We start from the raw sequence: 11,741 nt of genomic DNA, 5'->3' as shown, positions 1-11,741 counted from the left end.
TGGCGGCGGCCAGCGCGTGGACGGAATGGCCCCGGCCATATCCCTCCGCCACCGAATTTCCTCCAGCACCGATGGACCAGCCACCGAGCGCGAGGCCAATCGTCTGATCGACGTTGGCGGCCCTGAGCGCATCCTTGAAGTTATGCCTCATTGAATGGAAGCAGGTCTTGGGTCCGGCGGCCCCTGCGGTTTGGAGGAAGCGCGAGAACCACTTCGAAAAGGGGTCGGAATAATAGCCGGTCGAAGAGGGACGCAGATCGGGAAAAAGCCGTCCTGAGCCGCTGCTTCGCTGTCTGGCGACGTAATCGAGGAATCCGGCATCGATCAGCATCGGATGGACAGGGACCAGCCTTTCGCTCGCCCGGGTCTTCAGCCGCTTCCTCCCGCGCGCCATGGGATCGGGCCGCACGTGAAAGCACGCCACTCCATCGACCTCCTGAACGTCCACGAGGTCGAGCTGGCAGATTTCGTTCAATCTCATTCCGGCGAAAAGCCCGATGAGCGGAACCCAGTATCTCCCGCGCTGGGGGCGGGAGGGTCCGGGCTCGGCGTAGCCCGGGCCGTCGTTCTGGCAACCCGTATAGATCGGCGCGTGGAAGATGCGCTGTAGCTGAACGTTGGAGAATGGCGAGCGCTTGTCCTGAGCGCGAACGGGGTCAGCGACCTTCAGGCCACGCATCGGATTTTTGGCGATTAGCCCCTCGTTGACGGCGAAGTTCATCACCGTGGACAGGCGATTTAGGTAGGCGTTTATCGTCGCCGGGCCGAGCGTCGACGCCAGCTTCTTCCGTTTGGCCATCTCGGCGGCTTGGACGATCCCGAGCTTTGGAAAGCGCTTGGTCGGGTTGGACGGCAACCACCGAAGCGTTTCGAGCAGCCGCCGACAATCCTCGCGGTTGATATCCCCAATAGGCCGGTCGAGATCGATGATCTCGCCGATGACCTCGAACGTGTTCCGATATGCGAGGACCGTTTTCGGCGACCGGGTCTTCGATGGGTCGCTCTGATGCAGCTCGACCACCTGCCTGAGCGTCTTTTCCGAACCGGCAGACGCCGTATCGCGGATCGTCGGGTGGACGTGGACCGCATCGTTATCGAAACGCGCGACCGAAGGCGCCAGCCCTTCCGCGCGCCTCAGCATCTCTTCGAACTGTCCCGCGACGAGCCGAGCCTCCCGGATCGCGTCTTCCCATCGGCTCGTCGCCAAGGACCGCCAGAAATGGGTCCGTCCGACCGATTGGCGGAGTGCTCTGGGCACCCGCATTCGAAGATAGAAGACCCTTCCTCGAACGATCAGGCCCGGGACGTTCCGAGACGATCTCACGCCGGTTTGACGCCGACGCGCGTCAGGCGGTGGATTCACGTTCTGAGCGTGATTGTGAACCACACTGTGGCGCCAGTCTTCACGACCTAAACGCTTTGAATTTTCAGATATTTTTGCACGTTTCGGTGCGCGATTGTGAACCACATTGGTGTCGCAAACGGCAGGAGACAGCTCAGTTGGAGCGTCCGGCGCGTGACCTAAAGTATTGAATCCACAAATGGAAACGGCCGCTCCCTTTAGGGACGCGGCCGTTTTGGTGGAGCTAAGCGGAGTCGAACCGCTGACCTCTTGAATGCCATTCAAGCGCTCTACCAGCTGAGCTATAGCCCCAAGTTTTTCGAAGGCCACCTGGCGGTAACTCTCGGAAATCCTTAGTCTCTTCGGCGTTTCGACTGGTGTCGCTCCCCGAAGAGGCGCGGAACCTAGTCCGGGATTTTTTTGGGATCAAGTCTTCCTGCGAACTTTTTTCGAGAAAAATGTCGCAGCCCCAAAAACGCCTGTGGAAAGCCGGTTTCGGCGAACCGAAACCGGCTTTCGCTGGATCAGTCGTCGTCGCCCTCGCCGGGGAGGCCTTCGATCTCGTCGTCGAGGTTGTCGTCCTCGTCCTCGTCCTCCAGGAACGGAACGTCGTCGGCCTCATCCTCGGCCAGATCCTCGTCCTCGGCGAAATCGACGCCAAGATCGCCGTCGCCGGCAGGCGAAGCCACGCCCGGCTCGGAGTCCTCGTCATCGGTCTCGACGACGTCGGCCTCGACGGCCTCGTCGATCTCCGGCGTTTCGTCGACCTCGTCCTCGAAGCCATCAGGCTCCTTGGGCGCGACGGGCTCCTTCTCGTCGTCGGCGTCATAGTCCGGCGTGATGGCGCGGGCGCGGACGCGGCGCGACTTCAGAGCCTCCTCCGGATCGAACTGCTCACCACATTTGGGGCAGACGGCCGGGCGGCGGTTGAGGTCATAGAACTTCGATTGGCAGTTGGGGCAGATTTGTTTTGCGCCCAAGTCGGGATTGGCCAAGTGGCGACCCTTTGATCCTGATGGGAAAAGCGGCGGGTGACTTGCCATGACCGAGGGCCGCTGTCAAAAGCAAACCCCTTCGCGCAAACCACCAAATACTAAGGAGCCGGTTTCGGCATGGCGGCGGTTGGACTGAAGAGCGCTCCTGGAGGCGCTCTGCGAGGGATCGTGCGGGCTCCGGGCGACAAGTCCATTTCGCATCGGGCGATGATCCTTGGCGCGCTGGCGACGGGAACCACGACGGTCGAGGGGCTGCTCGAAGGCGACGACGTTCTGGCCACCGCGCGCGCCATGCAGGCCTTTGGCGCTCGTGTGGAGCGCGAGGGTGTCGGTCGTTGGCGTATCGAGGGCCATGGCGGCTTCTCCGAGCCGACCGACGTGATCGATTGCGGCAACGCGGGCACGGGCGTGCGTCTGATCATGGGCGCGGCCGCGGGATTCGCCATGTGCGCCACCTTCACCGGCGACAGCTCGCTGCGAAGCCGTCCCATGAGCCGCGTCCTCGAACCCCTGGCGCGCATGGGCGCGACCTGGCTCGGGCGCGACAAGGGCCGTTTGCCGCTGACGTTGAAGGGCGGCGGCCTGCGGGGATTGAACTACACCCTGCCGATGGCTTCGGCCCAGGTGAAGTCGGCCGTACTGCTGGCGGGTCTGCACGCCGAGGGCGGCGTCGAGGTCATCGAGCCGGAAGCCACGCGAGACCATACCGAGCGGATGCTCCGTGCGTTCGGGGCCGAGGTGATCGTCGAGGACCGTGTCGTCGGCGACAAGACCTTCCGACACATCCGCCTGCCGGAGGGCCAGAAGCTCACCGGAACCCGTGTCGCCGTCCCGGGCGATCCGTCCTCGGCGGCCTTCCCCCTGGTGGCGGGCCTGTTGGTTCCGGGTTCGGAAGTGACGGTAGAGGGCGTGATGCTCAACGAACTGCGCACGGGCCTGTTCACGACCTTGCAGGAGATGGGCGCGGATCTCGTCATCTCGAACCGGCGCGTCTCGAGCGGCGAGGAGGTCGGCGACGTCACCGCCCGCCATTCCAAGCTCAAGGGCGTCGTCGTGCCGCCGGAGCGGGCTCCGGCCATGATCGACGAATATCCGATCCTGGCGATCGCCGCCGCCTTCGCCGAGGGCGACACGATCATGCGCGGCGTCGGTGAGATGCGCGTGAAGGAAAGCGACCGGATCGCCCTGACGGCGGCGGGCCTCGAGGCCTGCGGCGTCGACGTGGAGGAAGAGCCCGAGGGTTTCATCGTCCATGGGACCGGCCAGCCGCCGCGTGGCGGCGCCACGGTCGAAACCCATGGCGACCATCGGATCGCCATGAGCCACCTGATCCTGGGCATGGCCGCCCTGGCCCCCGTCGCCGTCGACGAGCCGGGCATGATCGCCACCAGCTTCCCGGGCTTCGCCGAGCTGATGCGGGGCCTGGGCGCGACCCTGGCGGACGCCTGACGTGGCGGGCTTCGTCATCGCCGTCGATGGCCCGGCCGCCTCGGGCAAGGGCACCATCGCCGGGCGCCTGGCGGCGCTCTACGGCTACGCCCTGCTGGACACCGGCCTGCTGTATCGAGCCGTCGGCGTCGGCGTGCTCGCCGGGGCGGGAGACCTGGACGACCCGATCGCGGCCGAGGGCGTGGCGCGCGCCCTGGACCTCTCGGACCTGGACCGCGCCGAGGTGCGGACCCGGGCCGCCGGTGAGGCCGCCAGCCGCGTGGCCGTCCATCCCGGCGTTCGGGCGGCGTTGTTCGATCTGCAGCGTGATTTCACCCGGCGGGAGCCCGGCGCGGTGCTGGACGGGCGTGATATCGGCACGGTCATCGCCCCCGGCGCGCCCGCCAAGCTGTACGTCACCGCGCGTCCCGAGATCCGAGCCGAACGGCGCTGGAAGCAGCTGACGAGCCAGGGCGAGACGGTGGCGTTCGAGGATATCCTGGCCGACATCCACAAGCGTGACGCGCGCGACGGCGGCCGCAAGGACGCGCCGATGACGCAGGCTGAAGACGCCGTCTTGCTCGATACGTCGGAAATGACTATAGAGCAGGCCTTCGATGCGGCCCGCCGTATCGTCGAGGACGCGCGCGCTCACCACCGGCTTTAGCCGGAAGGGCAAATCCACCGCCGACCTCGCCGCGATAGAGAGAACATCGCGGGACCGCAGACAACCCACTTCATCCGGAATCCCGAGAACCGCTTTTCCCAGCGGCGCTCCTTGCAGGGCTTCCCCCAACCTAGAGACTAAACATCAGCATGGCTGACGATATGAGCTTCAACCCGACGCGCGACGATTTCGAAGCGCTGCTGAACGACTCGATGGGCGGCCGCGATTTCGCGGAAGGCACCGTCGTCAAAGGCAAGGTCGTCGGGATCGAAAAGGACTTCGCGATCATCGACGTCGGTCTGAAGACCGAAGGTCGCGTCCAGCTGAAGGAATTCGGCGTCGACGAGAACGGCAAGGCCACGGTCAAGGCCGGCGACACCGTCGAAGTGTTCCTCGAACGCCTCGAAAACGCCATGGGCGAAGCGGTCATCAGCCGCGAAAAGGCCAAGCGCGAAGAAGCCTGGACCCGTCTGGAAGGCGTCTACGCCCGCAACGAACCCGTCATGGGCGCGATCGTCGGTCGCGTGAAGGGCGGCTTCACCGTCGACCTGGGCGGCGCCTCGGCCTTCCTGCCGGGCTCGCAAGTCGACATCCGTCCGGTCCGCGACGTCGGCCCGCTGATGGGCAAGGAACAGCCCTTCGCCATCCTGAAGATGGACCGTCCGCGCGGCAACATCGTCGTCTCGCGTCGCGCCATCCTGGAAGAAGCCCGCGCCGAGCAGCGCACCGAACTGGTGTCGCAGCTGCAAGAGGGTGAAATCCGCGAAGGCGTCGTCAAGAACATCACCGACTACGGTGCGTTCGTCGACTTGGGCGGCATCGACGGCCTGCTGCACGTCACCGACATGAGCTGGAAGCGCGTCAACCACCCGAGCCAAGTGCTCGCCGTGGGCGACACCGTGAAGGTCCAGATCGTCAAGATCAACCCGGACACCCAGCGCATCAGCCTCGGCATGAAGCAGCTGCAGTCGGATCCGTGGGATGGCGTTGAAGCCAAGTACCCGGTCGGCGCCAAGTTCACGGGCCGCATCACCAACATCACCGACTACGGCGCCTTCGTGGAGCTGGAAGCCGGCGTTGAAGGCCTGGTGCACGTCTCGGAAATGTCCTGGACCAAGAAGAACGTCCACCCCGGCAAGATCGTCTCGACCTCGCAGGAAGTCGACGTGGTCGTGCTGGACGTCGATCCGTCCAAGCGCCGCGTTTCGCTGGGCCTGAAGCAGGCCCTGGCCAACCCGTGGGAAGCCTTCCTGGAAGCTCACCCGGTCGGCTCGACCGTCGAAGGCGAAGTCAAGAACGCGACCGAATTCGGTCTGTTCATCGGCCTCGACAACGACATCGACGGCATGGTGCACCTGTCGGACATCGACTGGAGCGCCCCGGGCGAAGAAGCCATGGCTCGCTACAAGAAGGGCGACCTGGTCAAGGCGAAGGTTCTCGACGTCGACGTCGAGAAGGAACGCATCTCGCTGGGCATCAAGCAACTGGCCGGCGACCCGATGTCGGGCGACACCTATCGCAAGAACCAGACCGTGACCGTCACCGTCACGGAAGTCACCTCGGGCGGCATCGAAGTCCGCTTCGGTGAAGACGACGCTCCGATGTCGGCCTTCATCCGCAAGTCGGACCTGTCGCGCGATCGTCAGGAACAGCGTCCGGAGCGCTTCGCCGTGGGTGACCGCGTCGACGCCCAGATCACCAACATCGACAAGGCCGCGCGCCGCGTCTCGTTGTCGATCAAGTCGCTGGAAATGGCCGAAGAGAAGGAAGCCATCGAGCAGTTCGGCTCGTCGGACTCCGGCGCTTCGCTGGGCGACATCCTGGGTGCGGCTCTGCGCGAGCGCGCCACCAAGGAATAGGCTTCGCTCCATTGGAGTTGAGGTTGGCGGCGGCCGGAGCGATCCGGCCGCCGTTTTCTTTGGCGAGAACGCCGACTGCGGCGCGATTTCGGGACGGAATGGCGGACGGCCTTGATTGACGTGTTTGAGCCCGTTCTCGGCGGCCTGCCGCTGTCGAGACCGCTTCCGCGTCGGCCGACGACAAGGCCAGCCAAGGTGGTTGGCCGTCGGGGCGCGTTCTGATCACCCGCGCGCCGAGACGTTCGCGAAGCTCGCGTTAACCGAACCTCGTTCGTGAATCTCACGCAACCCCTTGAAGACTCAGCCATCGTTGGGCAAAGGTCCGCTCGCGCCTTGTTACTCCCGAGGGCGTTCCGGGGATATCGATGATCAAGTCTGAACTCATCGCCAGGCTCGCGAATGAAAATCCGCACCTGACGCAGAAGGACGTCGAACGCGTGGTCGGCGTGATCCTGGAACGCATGATCGGCGCGCTGGAGGACGGCGGCCGAGTGGAGTTGCGTGGCTTCGGGGCCCTGTCGGTGCGGTCTCGCCCGGCCCGCACCGGTCGTAATCCGCGCACCGGCGAGGCGGTGGACGTCCGCGCCAAGCACGTGCCGTTCTTCAAGAGCGGCAAGGAACTTCGCGCGCGCCTGAACGCCGACGACGAATAGGCCTTCCGGCCAAGCTTGACCCCGCGCCGCGAACACCCTCAGCCTCTCCGTGAAGTCGAAGAGGCGAGGAGACCGTCATGAGCGTCGTCAAGGAGTTCCGCGAGTTTATCGCCCGCGGCAACGTCATCGATCTGGCCGTCGGCGTGATCATCGGCGCGGCGTTCAACAGCATCGTCAAGAGCCTGGTCGACCAGGTCGTCATGCCGCCGATCGGCCTGCTGACGGGCGGCCTGGATTTTTCCAAGCTGGAATGGGTGCTTCGCCCCGAAGACCCGGCGACCGAAGCGGTCGAGAAGGTGGCGATCCAGTACGGCGCCTTCATCAACACCGTGATCCAGTTCCTGATCGTCGCGATCGTGGTGTTCCTGCTGGTCAAGCTGGTCAACAACATCCGCCGCCAGGACGCCGAGGATCCCGCGCCCGCCGCGCCGCCCGCGCCGACGCCCGAGGAAAAGCTGCTGACCGAGATCCGCGACCTGCTGGCGGCGAAGCCCTAGCCAAGCGCGCTGATCGCCGCCCGGGCCGCCGCCTGGCCGGTCAGCCAGGCCCCGTGGGCGGTGGAGAACGCGTCTGGGCTGCACGCCTCGCCGGCGAAGAACAATCGCTGGTCCACGGGAGCGGCCAGCCGCGCGCGATCACCGGCGCGGCCCGGCAGGGCGTGGGAATAGGAGCCGCCGGCGAACGGATCGGCGGCCCAGGCCGTCTCGGCCAGGACGTGAACGCGTGAGCGAATCCCGCCGCCATAGATCGAGACCAGCTCCTCGATGGCGAAGGCGGTCGCCGCGCCGGGACCCTGGCCTTCCAGAGCGCGGGCGTGCGCGCCGCCCAGGAACGCCTCGATGATCGGCCGGCCCGACGGTCGCAAGTGATAGGCCCCCGTCGCCGTGCGGTTGGGATCGCCATAGACCTGGGCCTCGGCGGGAAACGCCTCTGGCTCGTCGACTCGCAGGAAAACCTTGTCGGCGAGACCGAGCGGCAACCCTTCGGCCGCCGCCAGCTTTTCGGGGAGCTCGGGCGCGAAGCGAAGGGTTCCTGACGCCAGGATCGCGGTGGGAACGCAGATGATCGCGGCGCGTGCGCCGATCGGGCCCAGCGCCGTCTCCAGCGTCAGCCGCGGGCCGTCGTGGCGGATCACCTCGACCGCGCAGCCAAGGCGAACGCCATGGGAGGGCGCTCCGCCGACAAGAGCCGCGCCATAGCCCCCCGCGACGCGCCAGTTCACGTCGGTGTCCTCGTAGGCCGCATAGTCATGCAGCGACACCTGATCGAACGCCGCGCCGTTGTAGAAGGTGCTGTAGGCGTTCAGCAGAGGGTTCCAGCGGCTTGTCGAATCCAGCAGATCGGCCGCCGGACGGTCTGGACCGCCGTCATGCGCGGCCGCCTCCAGCCGCGCGTCGAGGGCCAGAAAGGCCTCTCCGAACTGGGCGCGCTCCTGGCGGCTGAAGCTTGGACTATCGGCGACGTTGGCCCAGGGCGGGGGCGTCTTGTCGATCGTCAGTCCCATCGCCTCGAAGCGCGCCACCAGTGGGTTCTGGTCCGCCGAATGGAGCCATTCGCAGCCCAGGTCGAGCGGGCCGACGGGCGAGGTCAGGGTATGGGCCCGCCCGCCGAGGCGATCACGCGCTTCCAGCAGAAGGCTCGAAAGCCGGCTGGCCGCGACCGTCTCGGCCGCGGCCAAACCCGCGGCCCCCGCGCCCACGATTGCGATGTCGACCTCATGCATGCGGCTTCAACCGTGACCGACGGACTGGGTTCCCGTCACTTGCCGAGCGTCGGGCTGTCCAGGTCCAGCTTCGCGGCGGGAATGACGGTTGCGTTCGGCGCGGCCTTTGCCAGATCCTCGCCCATCGCCTTGGCGTCGCCCGCCACGATCACGCTCATCTGTGCGGGATCGAGTTTGGTCTTGGCGAAGGCCTGGACCTCCTCCGGCGTCACGGCTTCGACCTTGGCGGCGTAGGTCTGGATCTCGGTCAGCGGCACGCCATAGACAGCCAGGTTGCCCAGGATATTGGCCAAGCCCTCGGACGTACCCAGGTCGCGCCCGAAATTGCCCACCAGGACCGACTTGCGCGCCGTCAATTCGCTGGCGCTCGCGGGTTCCGCGGCCAGGCGGGTCAACTCGGCGCGGGTCAGGGTGACGACTTCGCCAGCCGAGGGGTTCTTGGTCTGGACCCGGGCCGAGAAGCCGCCGAAGCGGCCTTGCGGCGTCAGGCTGGAGCCCGCGCCATACGACAGGCCGCGCTTGATCCGAATCTCTTGGTTCAGGCGCGAGGAAAAGCCCACGCCCAGCACGGTGTTGGCGACGATGCCCTGATAGTAGTTGGGATCGGTCCGCGTGATGGCCGGCTTGGCCAGGACGACGGCGGCCTGGCCCGTGCCCGGCAAGTCGATGACGACGTTCCTGGGCTGATAGCCGGTGGGCGCGGCGGGAGGCGCGGGCGGCGGCGAGGCCGGCTTCTTCCAGCCGCCGAACGCCTTCTCGGCCAAGGCGAAGCCGGCCTCGGGCGTCAGGTTGCCGGTCAGCACCAGCACCGCGTTGTCGGGACGCCAGTAGGCCGCGTGGGTCTTGGCCAGATCCGCTCGCTTGATCTTCGGCAGCGAACCCGGCGTGCCGCCCGCGACATGGCCATAGGCCGAACCGGCGTACAGCACTGGCGCCGTGGCGAAGCCGGCGAGGCTGCCGGGACGTTGGAACGAGACCGACAGCCCATCCAGGGTCTCGGCGCGCACGCGGTCCAGTTCGGCCGTCGAGAAGGCGGGATTCTCGGCCACGTCGGCCATCACCGCCATGGCGGGAGCGGCGTTGTTGGCCGTGACGCTCAGGGTCAGGGAAGCGGCCTCCCAACCGGATCCGGCCTCGAGGTCCGCGCCCAGGGCCTCGATCTCGCGCGCGACCTGGGTGGCCGAGCGGGTGGCGGTGCCCTCGGTCAGCAGCTCCGCCGTCAGGCTGGACGCGCCAGCCAGGCCGGCGGGATCGGAGCTGGCGCCGCCACGCACGGTCAGGTCGGCGGTGATCAGCGGCAGGTCGCTGGACTTGGCGACGATGACTCGAAGGCCATTGGCCAGGGTCCTTTCAGCCGGGGTTGGCAGAACAGCGGCGACCGGCGCGGCGACCGGCGGCGGCGCCTGGCGTTCGGCCTCGGGCGCCAGCGTCGTGACCGGCCCGTCGTACTTCACCGAGGCGACCTTGGGGATTGGCGGCGTGGCGTCCTTCTCGCCCGCGGGGCGGTCCTTTTCGGGCAGGTAGCGGATCACGGTGCGGCGATCGTCGGCCAGATAGGTCTTGGCCACGCGCTGGATATCGGCGGCGGTGACGGCCTGTAGCTTGGCAAGGCTGGTGTTGGCGACCGCGGCGTCGCCCTCAGTCGCCAGGGCGTAGCCGAGGGCGAAGCCGCGACCGTCGATCTCCTCGCGGCGGCGCACGGCGTCGGCCAGCAGGCCAGCCTTGGCCTCGGCCAGTTCGGCGGGGGTGACCATGCCGTCGCGAACGCGGGCGACCTGGGCGCGCAGGGCGGTCTCGCCCTGCTGCACCGTCTTGCCGCCGGCCATGATCGCGCCGACGTAGAACAGGCCCGGCTGGGCGTTGTTGGGAGCGCTGGAGAACACCGACTGGGCGATCTTCTGTTCGTAGACCAGGCTGTCGTAGAGGCGCGAGGACTTGCCGGCCGAGAGGATGGCGTCCAGCACGGTCAAGGCCGGCGCGTCCTTGTCGGCCGCGGCCGGCGCCAGCCAGGTGATCGCCAGGGCCGGCAGCGGCACGTTGGGGCCGTAGGTGTTGACCGTCTTGGGGCCGGAGCGGCCCGGCTCAGCGACCGAGACCTTCGGGATGTCGCCCGCCGGCTTGGCGATCGGGCCGAAATACTGGTCGATCATCGCATCCAGCTTGGCTTGGTCGAAGTTGCCGACGACGATCAAGGCGGCGTTGTCGGGCCGGTAATAGGTCTGGTGGAAGGCGCGCACGTCGTCGACGGTCGCCGCGTCCAGTTCCTCGATCGAGCCGATGCCCGGGCGCTGGTAGGGGTGGGTCGTGAACGACTGCTGCGGGATCGAGAGGGCGAAGAACCGGCCGTAGGGATCGGCCAGGACGCGCTGGCGAAGCTCCTCCTTCACGACGTCGCGCTCGGAAGCGAAGACGGCCTCGTCGATGACCAGCGACTTCAGGCGGTCGGCCTCGGCCCACAATAGCCGTTCAAGATGATTGGCCGGGGCGACTTCGTAGTAGTTGGTGAAATCGTCCCAGGTCGAGGCGTTGTTGAAGCCGCCCACATCCTCGGTCAGGCGGTCCAGCGTCTCGCTGGGCATGTTGCGCGTCGCCTTGAACATCAGGTGTTCGAAGAGGTGCGCGAAGCCGGAGCGACCGCGGGGGTCGTCCTTCGAGCCCACGCCGTACCAGACCTGCACCGACACGTTCGGCGTCGTGGCGTCGCGCGAGGTGAAGACTTTCATGCCGTTGGCCAGCACGCGTTGCTGGTAGGCGATCGGCGGCGCCTTGATGGTCGCGACCGGGACGACCTTCTTCCCCGCGGCGGTCGCCGGTCTCGCCTTGGGCGTGGCGGGCGTCGCCGCATACGCCACGGGAGACAGCGCCGACGTGGAAAGGGCGGCCGCCACGAGGGCGAGCTTGGCGGTGCGGATCATGCGAGGAGGTCTCCTGAACAGTCGCCCCCGACCCTATCACCGTCGATTTCCAGATAAACCTTACCGACCTGTCATTTGCATGGAACAGAAGCGCGACATCGCCGTTAAGAGCTGTCGTCTCGCCCCCTGATCCGACAGGTCGCGAGCTCGGGGGACCAC

General features: G+C 66.8%; 9 protein-coding genes and 1 tRNA gene. 5 read left to right on the top strand and 5 right to left on the bottom strand.

The features are described 5' to 3' along the window. The 3 genes from VJ655_RS14645 to VJ655_RS14635 form a co-directional block, all read right to left on the bottom strand. Positions 1-1,264, bottom strand: a 1,264-nt coding sequence (locus VJ655_RS14645) for a DUF6538 domain-containing protein (RefSeq protein ID WP_324112288.1), incomplete at its 3' end; no start/stop codon positions are given. A 314-nt stretch (positions 1,265-1,578) separates the two neighbouring features. Then, positions 1,579-1,654, bottom strand: a tRNA-Ala gene (locus tag VJ655_RS14640). A 212-nt stretch (positions 1,655-1,866) separates the two neighbouring features. Continuing rightward, positions 1,867-2,337: a TIGR02300 family protein gene (locus tag VJ655_RS14635; RefSeq protein WP_324112286.1), complete on the bottom strand. Its 471-nt coding sequence runs from the start codon at positions 2,335-2,337 to the stop codon at positions 1,867-1,869. Between the two features lie 117 nt (positions 2,338-2,454). Here VJ655_RS14635 and aroA point away from each other — a divergent pair, with 117 nt between their 5' ends. The 5 genes from aroA to mscL all read left to right on the top strand — a co-directional run bounded on the left by aroA (position 2,455) and on the right by mscL (position 7,441). Beyond that, positions 2,455-3,786 (top strand): 3-phosphoshikimate 1-carboxyvinyltransferase, encoded by a 1,332-nt coding sequence (gene aroA, locus VJ655_RS14630; RefSeq protein WP_324112284.1) that lies wholly within the window; start codon positions 2,455-2,457, stop codon positions 3,784-3,786. Between the two features lies 1 nt (position 3,787). Continuing rightward, positions 3,788-4,432: a (d)CMP kinase gene (gene cmk / locus VJ655_RS14625; RefSeq protein ID WP_324112283.1), complete on the top strand. Its 645-nt coding sequence runs from the start codon at positions 3,788-3,790 to the stop codon at positions 4,430-4,432. Positions 4,433-4,581: 149 nt separating this feature from the next. After that, positions 4,582-6,291: a 30S ribosomal protein S1 gene (rpsA, locus tag VJ655_RS14620; protein ID WP_324112281.1), complete on the top strand. Its 1,710-nt coding sequence runs from the start codon at positions 4,582-4,584 to the stop codon at positions 6,289-6,291. A gap of 365 nt (positions 6,292-6,656) precedes the next feature. After that, positions 6,657-6,944, top strand: a complete 288-nt coding sequence (locus tag VJ655_RS14615; protein WP_324112279.1) for an integration host factor subunit beta — start codon at positions 6,657-6,659, stop codon at positions 6,942-6,944. Between the two features lie 77 nt (positions 6,945-7,021). Further along, positions 7,022-7,441, top strand: a complete 420-nt coding sequence (gene mscL / locus VJ655_RS14610) for a large-conductance mechanosensitive channel protein MscL (RefSeq protein WP_324112277.1) — start codon at positions 7,022-7,024, stop codon at positions 7,439-7,441. Here mscL and VJ655_RS14605 read toward each other — a convergent pair. Then, positions 7,438-8,667: an NAD(P)/FAD-dependent oxidoreductase gene (locus VJ655_RS14605; RefSeq protein ID WP_324112275.1), complete on the bottom strand. Its 1,230-nt coding sequence runs from the start codon at positions 8,665-8,667 to the stop codon at positions 7,438-7,440. The genes mscL and VJ655_RS14605 overlap by 4 nt on opposite strands. Before the next feature lie 35 nt (positions 8,668-8,702). Next, positions 8,703-11,582 carry a pitrilysin family protein gene (locus VJ655_RS14600; RefSeq protein ID WP_324112274.1) on the bottom strand — a complete coding sequence of 960 codons (2,880 nt, stop codon included), beginning with the start codon at positions 11,580-11,582 and terminating at the stop codon, positions 8,703-8,705. Positions 11,583-11,741 lie beyond the last annotated feature (159 nt).

Origin of the sequence: Caulobacter sp. (assembly GCF_035254145.1) — a bacterium.
In the GTDB taxonomy this organism is placed as follows: domain Bacteria; phylum Pseudomonadota; class Alphaproteobacteria; order Caulobacterales; family Caulobacteraceae; genus Caulobacter.
Note: the sequence above shows the minus strand (reverse complement) of the source record. Positions and strands in the feature narration are given on the sequence as shown.

Coding starts and splice junctions, on each gene's coding strand:
- aroA (WP_324112284.1), top strand. CDS start 2,455: ATGGCGGCGGTTGGACTGAAGAGCGCTCCTGGAGGCGCTCTGCGAGGG.
- rpsA (WP_324112281.1), top strand. CDS start 4,582: ATGGCTGACGATATGAGCTTCAACCCGACGCGCGACGATTTCGAAGCG.
- VJ655_RS14615 (WP_324112279.1), top strand. CDS start 6,657: ATGATCAAGTCTGAACTCATCGCCAGGCTCGCGAATGAAAATCCGCAC.
- mscL (WP_324112277.1), top strand. CDS start 7,022: ATGAGCGTCGTCAAGGAGTTCCGCGAGTTTATCGCCCGCGGCAACGTC.
- VJ655_RS14605 (WP_324112275.1), bottom strand. CDS start 8,667: ATGCATGAGGTCGACATCGCAATCGTGGGCGCGGGGGCCGCGGGTTTG.
- VJ655_RS14600 (WP_324112274.1), bottom strand. CDS start 11,582: ATGATCCGCACCGCCAAGCTCGCCCTCGTGGCGGCCGCCCTTTCCACG.